This window comes from Gluconobacter sp. Gdi (assembly GCF_014132155.1).
Taxonomy (GTDB): Bacteria; Pseudomonadota; Alphaproteobacteria; order Acetobacterales; family Acetobacteraceae; genus Gluconobacter.
On record NZ_BLJQ01000004.1, the window covers coordinates 1 to 18,047 of the forward strand.

The window sequence follows — 18,047 nt, forward strand, 5'->3', positions numbered from 1 at the left end:
CGGCCAAGCCCTCGAAGAAGGCCCCGCCGCGTCGGTGAACGGGCTTATACGGCCACCACCCAACACTGTCAAACAATCATCATACGATACTTATCCACAAGAAAAATGACTGTAAATTAGGGAAAATGCGAGAAATCCACACTTTCCACCTTTTTAGCCTCCACAAAAAACTTTCATTTTTTGCATTTTTCTTCTGAAATCTTCGTCCCGCGTTAGAAATCCGGCCAGTTCGACGCCAGATGCCCTCCCATCCTTAAAGGAGCGACGCGGACAGCCAGACCTGTGGCATCATTTGTCTCGACCATCAGACCGCAGACTGTCGCCTCGCCTTCTGCTGGCTGAGGGCGCTCCCCTGGGATTTTACGGATCAGCCGATGAAGGGACGCTTCCTTCCCCATGCCAATGACACTGTCATAGTCACCGCACATACCGGCGTCCGTCTGATAGGCCGTGCCTTTGGGAAGAATACGATGGTCTGCCGTCGGCACATGCGTATGTGTTCCAACAACAAGCGACACCCGCCCGTCGAAGAACTGACCAAAGCCCATCTTCTCACTGGTCGCTTCCGCGTGAATATCTACGACAATTGCATTCACGGTCACGCCAAGCCGATGACGGGACAGCAGTTCACCAACGACCCGAAAGGGATCATCCAGCGGGTCCATGAAAATTCGACCCATGACATTAACCACCAGAGCGCGGCGACCACGCTCCAGATCTATAATGTAGCTCCCCTGCCCCGGCGTCCCTGCGGGATAGTTAATAGGTCGCACGATATTAGGCATCTGACTGATGTGGCTCACCATATCACGTCTGTCCCAGGCATGGTTGCCCAACGTGATGACATCTACACCGGCAGAGAACAGGCTTCTCGCGATATCAGGGGAAAGGCCATAACCATGTGAAGCGTTCTCCGCATTCACGACAACCAGATCCAAAGAGAGCTTTTTACGCCACTCCGGCAAGTTGTCGGTTATTGCTTCACGTCCACTCCGACCTACAACGTCGCCCAGAAACAGCAGTCTCAACAGTCAGCCTTCCAAATTATAAGGCCCCGTCTGAATCGTCTCTTTTTCAGTGACGACAACAGAAAGGGGAATATCGTACGGCCCAACGGGAATGCTTTTCATTTCCTGAAAGGCAAAACCGAAGCCAATTGCGGGCACATTCAGCTGCGCCAGAGTGCGGTCATAATAACCGCCCCCATAGCCCAAGCGAAAACCTTTCCGGTCAAACGCCAGGAAAGGAACAAGAACAAGATCAGGAACAAGGATGGGACCATCAGGATGAAACGTCCCAAAGCGACCTGCCAGCATGGGCGTCTCTTCGCTCCACCCCCGAAAAACGAGAGGCGTTCCTTTGGGCGTCGTCTCAGGCAGCGCAACGCGTCGCCCATCACCAGCCAGCCTGGAACACAAAGGTCGAAGATCGATTTCTCCCGGCAGGGGCCAAACTGCCGCTACGCTCGGAGCATCATAAGTCTGAACGGTTTTGAAAATCCGTTCCAGAAGGTCCGCTTCTGCATGCGCTTGCGCATTCCTGCGCTTCTCAGCCATGAGGTCGCGGAGTTCTTTTTTTTGCTGATCGATGGAAGAAATCTGTGGAGCCGCCAAAGCCGTTGGTCTTTTCAGCCCTCCTAGACCTGCAAGTGCAGGTGGGCACCAGTTAACGTGACCAGGGTCACGACAGAGCCAGTTCCCGTAGGAATGCTTATCGGCCCGGGGGTTGATTTGCCTGACGCACCAGGCAGCTCCGAACTACATATTAGACACTGCGGAGAGATATTCAACGGGAACCCGTCGATTACCCGTCCTTTTCGAGTGTCTCAGCCAAACCCTCAACCTGCTGCGTCAAATGTGTGAGCCTCGCCTGGCGGGATTCCGCGATACGCAAGGCCGCTTTGGCTTCTTCAACAGTCGCCAGCATATCATCCGGAATCGGGCGGCGCTTCAGCTCGAAAATTTCGTCCGCCATCAAGAGCGCAGCCATCATAAGTGTCTTGGACTCGCTGGCGGCACCACCAAGGGTCCTCGCCCGCTGAAGCCAGCTCTCAACCTGCCGCGCCATGGAATAAAGATGGTGTTCTTCTCCATCCTGGCAGCCAACACTGTAAACATACCCGTTCAGACGAATGGAAACCTGCCCCATGGCTCATTCTCCCTTTCGTTCAAGAATTCCGCGGATACGCACACATAAAGCATCAATGTTTGCGGCAATCTCTGGCAGGTCGGGAGCTGAACGCGCCTCGCGCTCACGCTCTTCCCGCATTCGGGCCTGCTGCTCCATCGCGGTGGCAATTCGCCCCACCGCTTCCTCAAGACGATCAATAGTCCTATCGTCCTGCAGAGATCCTGTCTGCTCGCTCAAAACGCGCTCTTTCCGTTCATGCCATCACTATGCCGAATACTATGACCGACACATCTCATCCTAGACTACCTAATCAGGAAAGACCCGAACCCTTCATCAGGTCAAGCGCTGCAGCTTCTCTGATGCTGCCAGTTTTCAGTATTTCTTCTTACCCTGAAATGACCAGACTCAGAGCGCAGCACCCTCAGCCCTTTCTGGCGCTCTCCCCTGACGGCGCAGGTAACAGCTTCGGAATTCCCTGGTGGCTGGATGTGGTGCAGGAGCAAAAAGCTTTTTCCATTCTGGATTGTGGCGCCTCCGCAGCTTTGGCGCGCATGGCACTCCTGGCCGGGATTGGATGGGTTGTTTGCCAAGCGTCTCCGCAGCAAATGAGAGCCTTGAAGTCAGACAAACTCCATGAAACGAGGGTCCTGACGGCCCGCCCTTCCCCTACCTCATGGCGACGCTAGCCCACCGCGCGTGAATCTGCGAAACTCTGCTCATGATACCTTGCGATCTTTATCCCGTTCTGCCCGCCACATTCGAAACAGCCGCAATGCTTGATGCATTGCCGGGGCTACTCGCACGCCCCGAGGTCACTGCGCTGCGTTTTCCAGCCACCCACAGCCTCGACAAAAAGCAGCTTTCCAAATTCGTGAGTCTGCTTCACGAGAATGACGTCGCCCTGATGCTGGATGTGGCGGATGTAACGGTTTCTATCTCGCCAGATCTTTTAAAGGTGGCTGATGGTATCCACGCGCCGTCACCAGACAGCCTGCCTGCCCTGCGCAAAATAGCAGGAGAGAACATCCAGATTGGATGCTTCTGCCAAAGCCGGGACGAAGCGATGCAGGCTGGAGAAAGCGGCGCGGACTACATCGCCTTCCCTTCAGAACATGCAGACATGATTAAGTGGTGGACGTCCGTAATGGAACTTCCTGCTGTGGCCGAAAACATTGTATCGGCCGAAGCTGCACGGACCGCCAGGGACTCTGCTACTGACTTCCTTGCCATCCCCCTGAAGCTGGATGGCAGCGATCAGGACTCAGTCACCAAGCTTTTAGGCGCGCTCAGCACCTGAGGAGGTAGCGCGCCCTTCTTTGATTCAGTGAGAAACAGGAAGCAGCGCGTCCCGCATGAAATACAGAACACCATTGGACTGCGGCAGCGAATGGCTCCACAGATGAGACACCTGCCCGGCGGGATTATTCAGGAAAATTTCGCCAGTCCGCGCATCGATATGGACGCTGATGATATCTCCATACAGCGTCTTAAGACCGATACCCCGACCATGGTTTCTGGCGATGGCCTTGCGGATAGCTTTTTCGTCCCATTTTCCTGATGCGATTGTATAGCCCAGGATATGGGTTAACTGGCCCTTCATCGCAGGCGCCATCAGTCCACCCGGCCAGCGAGCCGAGAGTTTTTCCATGGCTTCATTAGGAATGGCAAAAACCGTGTAAGGGCCGGGACCCGTGATCCAAGGCACCAGACCTACGTGCCGGATCGCAGCCGTATAATCGGCCAACTCTATTGACGCGGCGATATTTTCGTCCAGCGGGCGATCATCATACGACGGGGATGCAGGCCGGTGATAAGCGACCGGCGTGCTCGGCTCATTATTCTTGGGCGTTTCAAATGCATTGGCAACCGTGTCAGGCATATAAGACATGGATGTCTTTGCCTGGGTCTCGAAACTATCCTGATAATTATGCGACCAGTCCGTCCCATGACATCCTGCCAGAGCTAAACCCAGCAGGGCCACTGCGCCCGAACGAAGACCCGAGAACCGGGTCAAAGCGCCGGGGGCAGAGGAAAAACCGAATCGCACATGCATGTCTGGTCACACCGTCTTAATAAAGAGGACGCAGAACCATAGACGAGGAAACCGGGTTCAGCACCCGTCCCCGCGCATGGTCCATCCCACGACGTGACCGCTTACCAGTTCAAACGTCGTCTGACAGCTTGTGTTGTAATAGGTCGCAGGGAAACCGCCACCCCAGCCGCCGCCGTAGCCACCATAGCCGGGTCCACCCCAGCCACCGCCCCAACCGCCGCCCCAGCCACCATAGCCGCCGCCCCAGCCGCCCCAACCCCAGCCGCCGCCACCGGAATACTGGGTCTGGTTGTCGATATAGGCGAGGAACGAGTGACCTTCTGCCTGGTAGTCCTTCGTCGGGACGCCAAACTGGCGAATGACGTCCACTTCAGACTTCCCGACCATCGAATCGAGAACCTTGCGCTGCTGCAGGGTAGGAACCTCACAGGCGGAAAGAGCCAGAAGAGCGACGACGGAAAGCAGCTTTGCCTTTTTCATTTTCTTTGTCCCCGGCTGTGTGACCAGCACAGATATGTTTCTTCGTGAGACGTTCTAGCCCGTTTGGAGATAGAAACGGATTAAAAGTCCTGCAAGTTTCAAAACGGCTATGCCAACCACAAAATGTCACGGATTGCAGGCGCACCCGTCGCGAGCATGACGAGGCGATCAAACCCCAGCGCAATACCAGAACATGATGGCATATCTGGCAATGCCGTCAAAAAAGCTTCATCAAGCGGCCAGTCCTGATCGGGCGAAATATCGAGTCTTCGTTGCCGATCCGTAGCGAAACGTTCGCGCTGCTCCACAGGGTCCGTCAATTCTTCGAACGCGTTCGCCAGCTCGATCCCACCAATATACAGTTCAAACCGCAAGGCTACCCTCGCGTCCGACGGATCTTTGCGGGCAAGAGCCGCCTGCTCTGCGGGCCAGTGTGTCAGGAAAGTGGGCCTTTCACGACCAATCACCGGCTCAACACGCTCCAGAAGTAGGCGAAAAAAGAGATCTTCCCAGGTCTCACCATTTCTGAGCACTGCGCCCGCCTGTGTCGCGAGAGCTTCTGCATTCCCAGCTGTCACTAGAAGGTCTGCACCTACATATCGTGCAAAAGCATCCTGCATTGTCAGACGTTCAAACGGCACAGACAGGGGGATTAGTCTTCCATCCCGATAGACCTGCTCCGGCAACAGAGCCCTGACGTAAGCCTCCGTCTCATCCATCAGGCTGGCAAGATCAGCTTCAGGCGCATACCATTCCAGCATCGTGAATTCCGGAACATGCGTGGAGCTACTTTCTCCATTGCGCCACACCCGGGCGAGCTGGAAGATCGGTAGCCCCGTGGCCGCTACAATTCGTTTCATCGCAAATTCGGGGCTGGTATGCAGGAACCGTGCTTCACGGCCTCCATCAGGCTGTTCCAGCTCTGTCCGGAAGCAGCGAAGATGCACTTCTTCCCCGGGGACTGGAACCGCGTAAGGCGTTTCCACATCCAGATAACCACGATCATCGAAAAATTTTCGCGTAGCCTGCACCATCGCAGCCCGGCGCCTGAGCAACGGCAGGCGTTCAGCAATCCGGTCATGATCGGATGAGGAATGGGTCATAAGGGAAGAGTTCCTGTTGCAACACACAGCCAGCCAGCGTTAGAGCCACCACATGCACGATATGGTCAAGACCACGAACAAGCGGCATGTGCTGCGCACACCATCTGATCTCATTCAGGCAGGTCTAGCTCCGGAAGCCGACAGAGCGACCCTTGATGCTGTCAGCGGCCACTTTGCGACAGCCATCCCACCTGCATTCCAAGCACTGATTGAAACCTCAGACGACCCTATCGGAAAGCAGGTCATCCCTGACATCCGGGAACTGACCACGCAGCCCTATGAAACCGTTGATCCGATTGGGGATGATGCACTGTCCCCCGTCAAAGGGATCGTACATCGTTACGAAGATCGTGCGCTTCTGAAGCCCCTGTTGATCTGCCCGCTTTACTGCCGTTTCTGCTTCCGTCGGGAGCATGTTGGTCCCGATGGTGGCCTTCTGACAGATAAAGAGCTTGAAAATGCGCTGGACTGGGTTCGGGGTCATCCCGCCATCCGCGAAATCATCCTGACGGGTGGTGACCCTTTGATGCTGGCGCCGCGCCGACTGAAACATATCGTTCAGGCCCTCTCGGCAATTCCGCATATTGAGACCATCCGTATTCATTCCCGTGTTCCCGTAGCAGACCCGGCCCGCATTACACCGGACCTGCTGGATGCCATGGAAACAGATCGCGCCATGTGGGTCGTTGCGCATATCAATCACGCACGGGAAATGACAGAAGACGCCCGCAAGGCAGTTCGCGCCATTCTTTCGCGCGCCATTCCGGTTCTGTCCCAGTCTGTTCTTTTAAGGGGGGTGAACGATACGGAAGCCTCTCTGGAGGCGCTTTTACGCGCGCTCGTGACGGCACGTATCAAGCCTTATTACCTGCATCACCTCGACGCTGCACCGGGAACCAGTCACTTTCAAGTTCCCGTTGAAGAAGGGCGTGCTTTGCTGGGCCGCCTTCGTGGACGCGTCACAGGCCTAGCATGGCCGACATATGTTCTCGACATTCCCCATGGCAAAGGGAAAGTCCCATTGGGGCCGGATTACCTGTTGCCTGGCGAGAAGGGCAAAGTCCGTACACCTCAAGGAGAAATTGCGGATTTTGAAGGTTAGGGCCTATCGCTCAGGCCATCGAAATCCTGACCTGATTCAGCCTTCAACTCTCACCGCCTCAACTGCGGACAAGCTTGCTCAACACGATAGAGCATTGCCCAATGACGAACTTTGGAGCTGCTTACCCAAAGAACTGGTACGCAGCCCCGAGCCCCAGCTTTATCCTTCTGTCTTCGGAAACAGATGCGTCGCATGTGTGACGGCGCCACCCGCACGGATAGCCGCTGCCACCAGAGCAATCTCTGAAAGTTGAGCGTCTGTTGCCCCTGCCTCACGCGCAGCCTTGGCATGAAGTTCGATACAATACGGGCACTGCGTGGTCAGCGCGACAGCAACCGCAGCGAGCTGCTTGGTCAGTGCGCTGACAGTTCCGTCTTCAAATGCAGCGCGATCAAACTGCCAGAAAGCGTCCATCCCCTTGCTGGCGTTCGCTTCGAGATGGGAAATACGGGAAAGATTTTTCATGTCGTACATGAGAGCAAGCCCCTGAGTTATCCGTCCCCGCCTGCACGACAGGGCCATTGCGAGCATGAACCCCTCTCACTTTTCCTCCAAGAGCGACATCCTTCACACTTTCCTGAGTTATTCGGCCTACTCAGGCCGCCTTGCGCCTTGCCGAAATCCCCTCCACGGCGCTAGAAGCCCACAAGACGTGATAAGAAACCCACTATTGCAGGGTCAGGACAACACATGAAGCAACAAGCCAACCTTATCCGCGCCGGTCAGGTCATCGAGCACGATGGCCGTCGCTGGACGGTTCTCAAGCAGCAGATCATCACCCCGGGTAAGGGTGGCGCGTTTATTCAGGTTGAAATGCGTGACCTGAAGACGGGCAACAAAACGAACGAGCGCTGGCGCACCGCAGACACCGTTGAGCGCCTGATCACGGAAGACAAGGACTTCACCTATTCCTACATGGACGGTGAGAACATTGTTCTGATGGACCCGGAAACGTTCGAGCAGGTCATCCTGCCAACCGATATCCTGGGTGACCAGCTTCCGTTCCTGCAGGACAACATGGAACTGAGCGTCAAGCTTGTGGAAGGCGACGCCGTTGGCGTGACCCTGCCGCCGCATGTCACGCTCGAAATCACCGAAGCGGACCCGGTCGTGAAAGGCCAGACAGCCTCATCGTCCTACAAGCCAGCCATGCTCGCCAATGGCGTGAAGACCATGGTTCCTCCTTTCATTGAAGCTGGCGAGCGCATCGTTGTCCGTACGGATGATGCGTCCTACGTCGAGCGCGCCAAGGACTGATCATGCGTCTTTCCCCGCACATGGCCGTCATGCAGAACGCAGCGCAGAAGGCAGCACGCCGCCTGCTCCGCGATTTTGCAGAGGTCGAGCAGCTTCAGGTCAGCATCAAGGGTCCGGGAGACTTCGTGTCCCAGGCCGACCTGCGTGCAGAAACCATCATCCGCGAAGAACTCGCCCGCGCACGTCCAGGCTATGCCTTCCTCATGGAAGAATCAGGCCCCTCGGGCGGGGATAACTGGACGTGGCGCTGGATTGTCGACCCGCTCGACGGCACGACGAACTTTCTGCACGGCATTCCGCACTGGGCCATTTCCATTGGCCTTCAGCGTCGCCTGCCGGATGGTACGGTCGAACTGGTCTCCGGACTGGTTTACAATCCTGCTGCCAACGAAATGTTCTGGGCTGAAAAAGGCATCGGCGCATTCCTGAACGAGCGCCGCCTGCGCGTTTCCGCACGACGGAACATGCAGGAAGCCGTGTTCGCCACAGGTATTCCGTTCGCAAAGGTCCCCAGCAGCAAGCGTCTGCCCTTCGCGCGTGTTCTGGGTGCTCTCATGCCGCAGGTTGCAGGCATCCGCCGCTTCGGTGCCGCTGCCCTTGATCTCGCATGGGTCGCAGCTGGCCGTTACGAAGGTTACTGGGAATTCGGCATCAAGCCATGGGACTGCGCAGCAGGCCTGCTGATCGTTCGGGAAGCTGGTGGCCACGCCACTGATCCGGACGGACAGGAGCTTCATGACCTCGACGACGACGTCAATGTTGTTGCCGGAAATGCCCAGCTTCATGGCACTCTGCGCGGTATCGTGCATGAGGCTTTGAACCGGGAGTAAGCAGAAGTCTCTCCTGCCCCATTGCGGGAGGATGGAACGCTCGGTTAGGATCGGTCCCCTATGTACAGGCCGATCCTAACCTCCCTCTCAGTGGCGGCCGTTCTGGCCTGCCTTCAGCCTTCTGGGGCGCATGCCCAGGTCACCAGCAATCTGGATGATCTTCCCAGTGGCAAACCGACTGCTGTTGCAAAACCCGCAGTCCCTTCCCAAGCCACGCATCGTGCCGCAGCGACGCCTTCTCCGTCACGGAGCACGGTTCCGCACAGCGCCCCTGCACCTACAGGTACAGGCAAAACGACGGTTCCTGCCGTTCCCGCAGCACCGCCGCCACCTGTTGTGCTGCCGCCGCCTTTCGTCCCCATCCAGACGCATGCGCCCGCTCCACCGGTTGATATCAAGGCCGTTGCTGATGCGAAGAGCAGCACGACAGCTCTGCCAGAGGGTGGACTGCGCGTGATTTTCGCGCCGTCGAGTTCAGATCTCACCGATGAGAGCCTCAAAGCCCTTACGGCCTATGGCGCCTCGCTCAAGGATCAGCCTGAAAAACGTATCATCCTGACAGCCTATGCCACGGTGCCAGGTGATGACATTTCAATGCCAAGGCGCATTTCCCTTGCACGAGCACTGGCTGTACGCTCCATTTTCATCAATGCTGGCGTTGCAACCACGCGCCTGTATCCCCGCGCCATGGGACGTCCGGACAAGGGCGATGCCAATCCGGCTGACCGTCTCGATATCGTCACTGAGCAAAATCCGCCGCCTTCCGATTCCCCAACCCCGGCAAACGGCACGCCATAAGCCAGGAAAGACCCGCCGTGACCCGTCCCACAACCTTCCTTCTGCGTATGGGCGTCTTTCTCGCCGCCGTTGCGCTTCTCGCAGCGTCTATGGCCAAGACGCTCCTGAACGCTTTCAATGCCAACCCGAAGCTGGATGCCGTCATTCTGGGCGTTCTGATTTTGGGAATTATCTGGAACCTGCGCGTCGTCCAGCGGCTCATGCCGGAAGTTCGCTGGGTGGAAATGCTCCGTCAGCCCCGCGCTGGGCTTGCAGCTCCAAATCCGCCCAAACTGCTCGCCCCAATGGCGAGCATGCTGGCCGCACGCAGTCGCACGGACCGTCTGACCCTCTCGACCCAGACAACCCAGGCCATGCTGGACAGTCTCTCGTCCCGATTGGATGAGAGCCGCGAAATTTCGCGTTATATGACGCAGTTGCTGATTTTCCTGGGGCTTCTCGGCACCTTCTACGGTCTGCTTCTGACGGTGAGCTCCATCGCCTCCGTGATCGGTGGAATGTCAGCGGGTAACGGCGATCTGGACGCCATGTTCAACCAGCTCAAGACAGGCCTTGCCGGTCCACTGGCGGGCATGTCGACCGCATTCTCGGGTTCCATGTTCGGCCTGGCAGGAGCGCTGGTTCTTGGCTTCCTGGATCTGACAGCCGGTCAGGCACAAAGCCGCTTCTTCAATGAGCTGGAAGAATGGCTTGCGGGCGTTACACGCGTCAGCGGCGGCACAAGCATTGAGAGCGACGGGGCTCCGATCCCAGCCTATGTGCAGGCCCTTCTCGAGCAGACAGCGGAAAATCTTGAAACGCTTCAGAACGCCGTTTCCCGTAGTGAAGAAGCTCGCGTCCGTGAGGTTCAGTTGCTGGATAGCCTGCAGGAGCGTCTGCGCGGCATGACTGAACTCCTGAAAGCCAATCAGCAGATCATGACCCGGACGGCTGAGACGAATGCAGCCCTCGTTCCGCTCCTTCGCCAGATGGGTGAAGAGGGTCAACCGGGCTCGCAAGGCACGCCGCTTCTTCGGATTGAGAGCCATCTTTCCCGTCTCGTTGAAGAACTGCATCAAGGTCGCGCCCAAACCGTCGGTGAAATTCGCAATGACCTGCGCGTTCTCGCGCGGACCATCGCTGCGGCCTCCGGCACCACAAACGGCACTTCCAGCAGGCAGGACTGACCATGGCCCGGCGCAGACGCGGACCCAACAACGCCCTGGATGCCTGGCCCGGCTATGTGGACGCTCTGTCCACACTGCTGATGGTCGTCACGTTCGTTCTTCTGGTCTTTGTGGTGGGACAACAGTTTTTGTCCGTCGCCCTGATGCGACGCGAGCACACACTCGACGCTTTGCAGAAGCAGTTGGCTGAGCTGTCACACATGCTCTCCATGACGGAAGACAAGAACCAGTCCCTGAATGCGACGGTCGCCAGCCTGGCCAATGACAAGCAAAAAAACGAGGACCAGCTCAAGGCTTTGGCCGGACAGATGGCCCTTCTGAATGGCCAGCTTCAGTCTAAAGACCAGGCCCTTGTCTCTGCTGACAGCGCAAGCCAGCAGCAGAACAGCAAAATCTCGGACCTACAGGCTCAGATCGAAGAGCTGACGCGCCAGCTTCAGGCCATCAGTAATGCCCTCGATATCGAGAAAAAGAACGAGCAAGCCAAGGATACGCAGATTCAGGATCTTGGAAACAAGCTGAACGTCGCCTTGGCCGACAAAGTGAACCAGCTCAAACGATATCGCTCGGAATTTTTCGGCCGCCTGCGTGATATCCTGAAGAACCAGAAGGGCGTGAATGTCGTAGGAGACCGGTTTGTCTTTCAATCAGAAATTCTTTTCCCTCAGGGCAGCGCTGACCTGACCACTGAAGGCAAAAAAGAAATCACCACTCTGGCAAAGACGTTCAAACAGGTGTCTTCAACCATTCCCGCAGATATCCCATGGATTCTGCGCATTGACGGCCATGCAGACAGACAGCCCATTCACAGCGCTTTTCCGAGCAACTGGGAGCTGTCCTCTGAACGCGCCATCACTGTTGTGAAACTTCTGATTGCCGAGGGTGTGGACCCGCATCATCTGGCAGCAACAGGGTTTGCAGACTTCCAGCCGCTTGACGCGGCCAGTACCCCAGCGGCATACGCCCGCAACCGCAGGATCGAGTTCCGTCTGACGGATCGCTGATTCCCCTTGCCTGCCTTTTCACGAAGGCAGGCTTTTCAGCAGGTCTGCTGACATTCCTGCGATAATCCCGTATGTAACCTGCCATGACCGAAACCCCGCTCTCCCTCATTCGCAATTTCTCGATCATTGCGCATATCGACCACGGTAAATCGACGCTTGCAGACCGCCTGATCCAGGCCTGTGGCGCTCTCACGGCCCGTGAGATGAAAGCTCAGGTCCTCGATTCGATGGAGCTGGAGCAGGAGCGCGGCATTACCATCAAGGCACAGACGGTTCGCCTGACGTACCCGGCCAAAGATGGAAACATCTACACGCTGAACCTCATGGACACGCCGGGCCACGTTGACTTTGCATACGAAGTCAGTCGCTCGCTTGCCGCCTGTGAGGGGTCACTGCTGGTTGTGGATGCGTCCCAAGGCGTGGAAGCCCAGACTCTGGCAAACGTCTATCAGGCGATCGACGCGAACCACGAAATCGTGCCAGTCCTGAACAAGATCGACCTTCCGGCAGCCGAGCCGGAGCGTGTTCGCACGCAGATCGAAGAGGTCATTGGCATCCCGGCAGATGACGCTGTGGAAATCAGCGCCAAAACCGGCATTAACATCGAAGGCGTCCTCGAGGCACTTGTAACGCGTCTGCCTGCGCCGAAGGGTGACCGTTCAGCACCGCTTCAGGCTCTTCTGGTGGATAGCTGGTACGATGCCTACCTCGGCGTCATCATTCTGATCCGCGTCATGAATGGCACCGTCAAGCGCGGTGACCGCATTCGTATGATGCAGGCCGGATCGACCTATCACGTTGATCAGGTTGGTGTGTTCCTTCCCAAGATGACCAACGTGGATGAGCTTGGCCCAGGTGAGATGGGCTTCATTAATGCAGCCATCAAAACCGTTGCGGACGTCGCGGTCGGTGACACAATTACCCTTGATCGCAAACCAGCTGAAAAGGCGCTTGCAGGCTTCAAACCTTCTATCCCTGTGGTGTGGTGCGGCCTCTTCCCAATCGATGCCGACGATTTCGAGAAGCTGCGTGACAGTCTTGGCAAGCTGCGTCTGAATGATGCATCTTTCCACTTCGAGGCAGAAAGCTCTGCCGCTCTGGGCTTCGGTTTCCGCTGTGGCTTCCTCGGACTGCTTCATCTGGAGATCATCCAGGAACGCCTCTCCCGCGAATTCAATCTGGATCTGATCGCCACCGCGCCATCTGTCGTCTATCGCATGACACTGACGAACGGCACGAAGGAAGAACTGCATAATCCTGCAGACATGCCGGATCCTGCCCAAATCGAAACTATTGAAGAGCCTTGGATCAAGGCTACGATCATGGTTCAGGATGAATATCTGGGTTCCGTGCTGACACTCTGTTCAGAACGTCGCGGTATTCAGGTCGATCTCACGTATGTCGGCAACCGTGCGATGGCCGTCTATCGGCTGCCGCTTAATGAAGTTGTGTTTGACTTCTATGATCGCCTCAAATCCCTGACCCGCGGATATGCGTCCTTCGACTATCAGGTTGATGGGTACGAAGAGAGCGACCTGGTCCGCATTTCCATTCTGGTCAATCATGAGCCAGTGGATGCGCTGTCCTTTGTTGCTCACCGCACCGTGGCAGAAACACGCGGTCGGGCAATCTGTGGCAAGCTCAAGGATCTCATCCCCAAGCAGCTCTTCAAGATCGCCATTCAGGCCGCCATTGGCTCCAAGGTCATCGCCCGTGAAACCATTGGCGCGCTCTCCAAGGATGTGACGGCGAAATGCTATGGTGGTGACATCTCCCGTAAGCGCAAACTTCTGGACAAGCAGAAAGAGGGCAAGAAGCGGATGAGACAGTTTGGTAAGGTCGAAATTCCGCAGAGCGCCTTCCTCGCAGCCCTCAAAATGGACTGACCCAGCATTATGCCCAAAACAGCCGCTGTCCTGTTCGTCCATAACGAGGCCGACAACATCGGCTGGTGGCTCAGTCACCATGCCACGATTGGGTTCTCTACCCTGATCGTCTGCGACGACCACTCTACTGATGGCACCTGGACAATTCTTTCCAATGCCGCTTCGTTTTACGATATTCGCCTTCAGCGATCGGACAAAACCATTTCCGATCGCCTGGAGCGCCAGACAGCCTTCCAGAAAGCTATTTTCGAAAACGGTCGTCATGAATTCGACTGGATGATGATTCTGGCCGCAGACGAATATCTCCATCTGGAACACGCCTCGTCCCTGCATGACTTCCTCTCTGCTTCAGAAGGGCAGAGCATTCCGGTAAACTGGTGTCTGTTTGGCTCGAATGGGCATGAAGTTCCTTCGCCTTTTGCGCCAAGCGAGGCCTTCACGCATCATGCTCTACTGGGAACCGCTGATCACAGAGTAACGCGAGCCCTCTTTCCAATGACACGGTTCGAAGGTGCCTTACCTGATCCTTTCGAACGCGTCAGTTCTCACGCGGACTGGTCTCAGGCTCGAGTTCTCCATTACGCCGCAGGCGATCGTCAGAGTTTTTTTCAGCGCAATCCGAGTGAAGTAGCAGAAGAAGCTTGGAAACACTTCAATCGTAATGATGCTGTGGAGACAGGCCCGCAACGCTGGCTTTCTGAAACGCGTCGAATTGCCGCCGCGCTTGTTCAGTCAGGCTTAACGGACCTGTACTGGCGCCTTCGGCAGACTGTGGTTCAGCATGATGAGGCGACGCTGGAAAAGCTGGGCCTTATGGCATCTGATCTCGTGGCGGGAGACGAGAGCACATTTTCTGATTTTCAGTTTTATGCTTTCGGTGAGACGCAGCCGTTCGTACTGGATCTTCACTCAGAAAAACTTATTGCTCTTCAGGTAACTGATCTCGACCCGACCCGGCATGTCCGCATGATACTCGCAGTCGAGGTCAGTGCAGCATCTCCATGTCCGGCTTTCTTATTCCCTGAACGCCCATGCCCAGCCCCATGTCTGAGTATCGCAGGGTCGCCGTCACTTCTTGCAGCCCTTCCCTTGCGCTTCAATCAGGCAGACCAGCGCATTACTTCTGCGATTACAGGACAAAGCGTCCATATTGAGATGCCCGACCCCATCCCGGTTTCCCAGGAGGCTACCTCCGAGCTTTACGCCCGCCTCACCGCATTGATGGTGCTCAGCCAAGGCGGTCACACGCTGGATGCGCTGCTTCGAGGCATTGAAAGACTCTCTGCCCCCGATGCAACTGCACTGGGGTGTGCAATTGCCATGCTCTCTCCCGCAGAGGCAGCGCGGCTGGCCCTCGCATTCCCAGGGCTTGTTCCGTTGAGCGTCCGGCCTGTCAGCCCGTAACGGCCGCTTTTCGAAACAGATCAAACGTTGACGTCACGCCGTCCATAACTGCCGCGCGATAAGCGGCATCTCCATTGGAAAGCCGCTCCCGTAGAATCTGAAGGAATGCGGGCCAGCCACCTTTCTCATGAGCTGCCGACAAATATTCCCTTGGCAGCCCGTCCCCCACCTGAGCTGACAGCATCTTGCCACCAAGCCGGGATCCTTCCAGCACATAAAGAGCGCCCAGAGCGCCTCCTGAGGCTTCAGGAGGCTGCCAATCAAGTGCCATGGGCAGAGCGTGGCCAAGAGCCTTCAAATCCCGCCGTAAAAGGTCAGTGCGGCCCTGCCAGCTCGGCAACCCATGCTGAGTGGCAAGCCACTGCTCCACAACAGGCAACACCTTCGCATGCGCCTGCAGAAACGCACCATAAGATTCCGGGTCTGACAGACTGAAGCGCGAGTACGCCTGATCGACCTGTTCGTGCACAGCGCGACTGACCTGTCGCAAGGCTGTCAGAGGATCATGCTCTGCTCTGATATCGTTCAAGGTCTCACTCATTTTCCACGCTCTTCATGTCTTCAGGCGCAACTGGGTCGGCTGCAAATCGTATTCATACCAATGCAGTCATATTTCTTCTTCGGCCAGATGTTTCGTGATGTGGAGTTTCAATGATGAGTGATGCCTCGTCCCAAAAGGTTCGTCGCAAGCATCCTGTGTTGAGAATAACAGGAGGTCTTGTCGGTGCCCTAGCCATTGCCATCATTGTTCTGGTGCTCATCTGGCAGTGGGACTGGCTCGTCCCCCTCATTAATCGCAAGGCCTCGGCAGCACTTCATCGCCCAGTCAGCATCGCTCATCTTCACGTTTCACCTGGGCTGCGCACCAGTGTCACCGTCGATGATTTGAAAATTGCTCAACCCGAAGGCTTCGAAAAAGAAAAGGCTGACTTTGCGTCTGCCAAATCCCTGACGGTCAAAGTTGATGTCTGGCGTTATCTCACCGGCCGCGGTCTCTTCATCCCGGTAATCCGCATGGACACACCGAAAGGTGACATCATTTCCCTAATGGACGGCCGAAATAATTATACTTTCGGCGATACATCCAAAGACACCCAACCATCTTCCTCCTCAGGCACAACCACGTTACCTGACCTCGGCGAAATCGACATCCAGAATGCCGACATTCATCTGGCGCTCGCTCAGTTAAAAACAGACATGCATGTACTTGTTCACACGACGCCAGCTCAGGCCAATCAAAAAGGCAATGTCGTCGTTGATCTTAAAGGACGCTACGCTCAGGCGCCAATCAACGGACACATTGTTGGTGGGGCTCTTCTCTCGCTCACCAAGCCTGCTGAGCCGTACCCCATTGATGGTCGTATCGCTAACGGCCCAACTTACGTAACCCTCAAAGGAACGGTCGACGACCCGCTGCACTTCAAGGGAGCAAAGCTCACCCTTCACTTCGCGGGCCCAGACATGTCTTTGCTTTATGGACTGACGGGTGTTCCTGTGCCGCACACTCCGGCCTACAGCATCACGGGTAACCTCGGATATTCCGAAAATGCCATTCGTTTCCAGAAATTCGAAGGAAAGATGGGGTCGTCTGACATTGGTGGGGACATCAACGTCAATCCCCACCTAAAACCACCGTTCGTTGAGGCCGCCCTTCATTCACACTCGGTCGATCTGGCCGATCTTGGCGGTTTCATTGGTGCGAAAACAGGCGAAGCAAAGAAGACTGCTCCTCCAAGCAAAAGCGTGCTGCCCGATCAGAAAATCAATGTTCCCAAGCTGAACGCTGTGAATGCCCACGTGACCTATCACGGCGACCATATCCGCAACAAAGACCTGCCCCTGGACAACATCGATACGGAGTTCGAGGTCAAAGATGGCGCCATTGATCTGAAACATCTGACTTTTGCGACGGGATCTGGAAAAATCAGCGCCGCTGCGACCCTGGAACCAACGAAGAATGAGCAGTTCCGGACCAAGTTCCGCCTTGATGTCTCTCGCCTTCCCCTCTCGCAGATCATGAAAGCAACAGACACCTTCAAAGGTGAAGGAACGATCGGCGGCCACGTCACACTGACATCAACAGGCAACTCCGTCGCGTCGCTGGTCGCGAACGGCGATGGCGGAACCACACTAGTGCTGGATCGAGGCGGAGACGTCACCGCCCTTCTCCCGGATCTGCTCGGACTGAAGCTCGGATCCGCAGTTTTGTCTGCCCTCGGCATTCCCGACAGGTCAAAGCTCGAATGCCTCGTCGCTGATATGCCCCTCGACAATGGCATTCTGAAAACCAAGTCTCTCCTTCTCCAGACTGAAACTACTCGCACAACCGGAACAGGAACCGTCAATTTCCGCAACGACACCCTTGATTATGCTGTCACCACCCGCTCAATTCATCCTCAGATTCTCTCCCTTCCAGGTGCCGTTCACATTTTTGGTCCCTTGAGTGGCCCCAACATTCTACCTGGCGCAGAACTGGTAGGACGTGTTGCAGCCTCTGTAGGCCTCGGTGTTCTCTTTCCGCCTGCTGCGCTGATTCCCACCATTCAGCTCGGGGTGGGAGAAGGCTCAGCCTGTGAGCGTGCCGTGCGAGAAGCCAATACCAACCCGGCAGCGGGCATTGCTCCAGGAAGTACGACAGGCGGCGGGACGAGCAGCGTGCCACATCCTTCAAAATCGACATCTTCTGGCAAGCCTGCGAAGCGCCTGACACCCGCTCAGGTCAAGAAAGCATGGGCTCAAAAAACGAACCCGAAATGAAAAATCACTAAGGCCCCATGGCGGAATGAACTTTTTTCACTATAGCTGAGCAAAATTTTCATTCCCGCCGGAGTGCC

Annotated in this window: 19 protein-coding genes and 1 other RNA gene; 10 read left to right on the forward strand and 10 right to left on the reverse strand. The window is 56.3% G+C overall.

The genetic code is table 11. From position 1 onward, the window contains the following. Positions 1–212 precede the first annotated feature (212 nt). From JN414_RS09045 to JN414_RS09065, 5 genes are all read right to left on the reverse strand, one after another. A complete protein-coding gene (locus JN414_RS09045) occupies positions 213–1,028 on the reverse strand; it encodes a TIGR00282 family metallophosphoesterase (protein WP_202207620.1) in 816 nt (271 codons plus the stop codon). A 3-nt stretch (positions 1,029–1,031) separates the two neighbouring features. After that, on the reverse strand, positions 1,032–1,556 hold the full coding sequence (locus JN414_RS09050; RefSeq protein ID WP_373687870.1) for a 5-formyltetrahydrofolate cyclo-ligase: 525 nt from the start codon (positions 1,554–1,556) through the stop codon (positions 1,032–1,034). A 43-nt stretch (positions 1,557–1,599) separates the two neighbouring features. Then, positions 1,600–1,756: non-coding RNA, 6S RNA (ssrS, locus tag JN414_RS09055), on the reverse strand. Positions 1,757–1,803: 47 nt separating this feature from the next. Continuing rightward, a complete protein-coding gene (locus JN414_RS09060; RefSeq protein WP_202207622.1) occupies positions 1,804–2,148 on the reverse strand; it encodes a cell division protein ZapA in 345 nt (114 codons plus the stop codon). A 3-nt stretch (positions 2,149–2,151) separates the two neighbouring features. Continuing rightward, positions 2,152–2,367, reverse strand: a complete 216-nt coding sequence (locus tag JN414_RS09065) for a hypothetical protein (RefSeq protein ID WP_086634867.1) — start codon at positions 2,365–2,367, stop codon at positions 2,152–2,154. A gap of 481 nt (positions 2,368–2,848) precedes the next feature. Here JN414_RS09065 and JN414_RS09075 point away from each other — a divergent pair, with 481 nt between their 5' ends. Continuing rightward, positions 2,849–3,427, forward strand: a complete 579-nt coding sequence (locus tag JN414_RS09075; RefSeq protein ID WP_202207623.1) for a thiamine phosphate synthase — start codon at positions 2,849–2,851, stop codon at positions 3,425–3,427. A 24-nt stretch (positions 3,428–3,451) separates the two neighbouring features. On the opposite strand, the gene JN414_RS09080 is transcribed toward JN414_RS09075, so the two are convergent. The 3 genes from JN414_RS09080 to epmA all read right to left on the reverse strand — a co-directional run bounded on the left by JN414_RS09080 (position 3,452) and on the right by epmA (position 5,766). Next, positions 3,452–4,183, reverse strand: a complete 732-nt coding sequence (locus tag JN414_RS09080) for a fasciclin domain-containing protein (RefSeq protein ID WP_202207624.1) — start codon at positions 4,181–4,183, stop codon at positions 3,452–3,454. A gap of 57 nt (positions 4,184–4,240) precedes the next feature. Then, positions 4,241–4,663, reverse strand: coding sequence for a hypothetical protein (locus tag JN414_RS09085; RefSeq protein WP_046902037.1), 423 nt, complete (start codon positions 4,661–4,663; stop codon positions 4,241–4,243). Positions 4,664–4,770: 107 nt separating this feature from the next. Further along, positions 4,771–5,766 carry an EF-P lysine aminoacylase EpmA gene (gene epmA / locus JN414_RS09090; RefSeq protein WP_202207625.1) on the reverse strand — a complete coding sequence of 332 codons (996 nt, stop codon included), beginning with the start codon at positions 5,764–5,766 and terminating at the stop codon, positions 4,771–4,773. A 52-nt stretch (positions 5,767–5,818) separates the two neighbouring features. Here epmA and JN414_RS09095 point away from each other — a divergent pair, with 52 nt between their 5' ends. Then, complete coding sequence (locus JN414_RS09095) at positions 5,819–6,868, forward strand: lysine-2,3-aminomutase-like protein (RefSeq protein ID WP_202207626.1); 1,050 nt, start codon at positions 5,819–5,821, stop codon at positions 6,866–6,868. A 159-nt stretch (positions 6,869–7,027) separates the two neighbouring features. Here JN414_RS09095 and JN414_RS09100 read toward each other — a convergent pair whose 3' ends face one another. Continuing rightward, entirely contained in the window at positions 7,028–7,342 is a 315-nt protein-coding gene (locus JN414_RS09100; RefSeq protein WP_046901305.1) for a carboxymuconolactone decarboxylase family protein, read from the reverse strand. Positions 7,343–7,558: 216 nt separating this feature from the next. Between JN414_RS09100 and efp the strand changes: the two genes are divergently transcribed. From efp to JN414_RS09135, 7 genes are all read left to right on the forward strand, one after another. Then, positions 7,559–8,125, forward strand: a complete 567-nt coding sequence (efp, locus tag JN414_RS09105) for an elongation factor P (RefSeq protein ID WP_046901304.1) — start codon at positions 7,559–7,561, stop codon at positions 8,123–8,125. A gap of 2 nt (positions 8,126–8,127) precedes the next feature. Continuing rightward, positions 8,128–8,955, forward strand: coding sequence for an inositol monophosphatase family protein (locus JN414_RS09110; protein ID WP_064274968.1), 828 nt, complete (start codon positions 8,128–8,130; stop codon positions 8,953–8,955). Between the two features lie 60 nt (positions 8,956–9,015). Further along, positions 9,016–9,753 (forward strand): OmpA family protein, encoded by a 738-nt coding sequence (locus tag JN414_RS09115; protein WP_202207627.1) that lies wholly within the window; start codon positions 9,016–9,018, stop codon positions 9,751–9,753. Positions 9,754–9,770: 17 nt separating this feature from the next. Continuing rightward, entirely contained in the window at positions 9,771–10,919 is a 1,149-nt protein-coding gene (locus JN414_RS09120) for a hypothetical protein (RefSeq protein ID WP_046901302.1), read from the forward strand. 2 nt (positions 10,920–10,921) lie between these two features. Further along, positions 10,922–11,923, forward strand: coding sequence for a peptidoglycan -binding protein (locus JN414_RS09125; protein ID WP_202207628.1), 1,002 nt, complete (start codon positions 10,922–10,924; stop codon positions 11,921–11,923). Between the two features lie 83 nt (positions 11,924–12,006). Then, on the forward strand, positions 12,007–13,809 hold the full coding sequence (gene lepA, locus JN414_RS09130; protein WP_086633035.1) for a translation elongation factor 4: 1,803 nt from the start codon (positions 12,007–12,009) through the stop codon (positions 13,807–13,809). Positions 13,810–13,818: 9 nt separating this feature from the next. Next, on the forward strand, positions 13,819–15,213 hold the full coding sequence (locus JN414_RS09135) for a glycosyltransferase family 2 protein (RefSeq protein ID WP_202207629.1): 1,395 nt from the start codon (positions 13,819–13,821) through the stop codon (positions 15,211–15,213). Here JN414_RS09135 and JN414_RS09140 read toward each other — a convergent pair. Further along, positions 15,203–15,754, reverse strand: a complete 552-nt coding sequence (locus JN414_RS09140) for a biliverdin-producing heme oxygenase (protein ID WP_202207630.1) — start codon at positions 15,752–15,754, stop codon at positions 15,203–15,205. The genes JN414_RS09135 and JN414_RS09140 overlap by 11 nt on opposite strands. Before the next feature lie 113 nt (positions 15,755–15,867). Here JN414_RS09140 and JN414_RS09145 point away from each other — a divergent pair, with 113 nt between their 5' ends. Then, positions 15,868–17,970 (forward strand): AsmA family protein, encoded by a 2,103-nt coding sequence (locus JN414_RS09145; protein WP_373687865.1) that lies wholly within the window; start codon positions 15,868–15,870, stop codon positions 17,968–17,970. Positions 17,971–18,047 lie beyond the last annotated feature (77 nt).

Excerpts from the sequence above, each read along its gene's own strand:
- efp (WP_046901304.1), top strand. The coding sequence starts at position 7,559 with ATGAAGCAACAAGCCAACCTTATCCGCGCCGGTCAGGTCATCGAGCAC.
- JN414_RS09085 (WP_046902037.1), bottom strand. The coding sequence starts at position 4,663 with ATGAAAAAGGCAAAGCTGCTTTCCGTCGTCGCTCTTCTGGCTCTTTCC.
- JN414_RS09100 (WP_046901305.1), bottom strand. The coding sequence starts at position 7,342 with ATGTACGACATGAAAAATCTTTCCCGTATTTCCCATCTCGAAGCGAAC.
- JN414_RS09110 (WP_064274968.1), top strand. The coding sequence starts at position 8,128 with ATGCGTCTTTCCCCGCACATGGCCGTCATGCAGAACGCAGCGCAGAAG.
- JN414_RS09115 (WP_202207627.1), top strand. The coding sequence starts at position 9,016 with ATGTACAGGCCGATCCTAACCTCCCTCTCAGTGGCGGCCGTTCTGGCC.
- JN414_RS09140 (WP_202207630.1), bottom strand. The coding sequence starts at position 15,754 with ATGAGTGAGACCTTGAACGATATCAGAGCAGAGCATGATCCTCTGACA.
- epmA (WP_202207625.1), bottom strand. The coding sequence starts at position 5,766 with ATGACCCATTCCTCATCCGATCATGACCGGATTGCTGAACGCCTGCCG.
- JN414_RS09145 (WP_373687865.1), top strand. The coding sequence starts at position 15,868 with ATGAGTGATGCCTCGTCCCAAAAGGTTCGTCGCAAGCATCCTGTGTTG.
- JN414_RS09095 (WP_202207626.1), top strand. The coding sequence starts at position 5,819 with ATGCACGATATGGTCAAGACCACGAACAAGCGGCATGTGCTGCGCACA.
- JN414_RS09050 (WP_373687870.1), bottom strand. The coding sequence starts at position 1,556 with ATGGCTGAGAAGCGCAGGAATGCGCAAGCGCATGCAGAAGCGGACCTT.
- JN414_RS09075 (WP_202207623.1), top strand. The coding sequence starts at position 2,849 with ATGATACCTTGCGATCTTTATCCCGTTCTGCCCGCCACATTCGAAACA.
- JN414_RS09135 (WP_202207629.1), top strand. The coding sequence starts at position 13,819 with ATGCCCAAAACAGCCGCTGTCCTGTTCGTCCATAACGAGGCCGACAAC.
- JN414_RS09080 (WP_202207624.1), bottom strand. The coding sequence starts at position 4,183 with ATGCATGTGCGATTCGGTTTTTCCTCTGCCCCCGGCGCTTTGACCCGG.
- lepA (WP_086633035.1), top strand. The coding sequence starts at position 12,007 with ATGACCGAAACCCCGCTCTCCCTCATTCGCAATTTCTCGATCATTGCG.
- JN414_RS09125 (WP_202207628.1), top strand. The coding sequence starts at position 10,922 with ATGGCCCGGCGCAGACGCGGACCCAACAACGCCCTGGATGCCTGGCCC.
- JN414_RS09060 (WP_202207622.1), bottom strand. The coding sequence starts at position 2,148 with ATGGGGCAGGTTTCCATTCGTCTGAACGGGTATGTTTACAGTGTTGGC.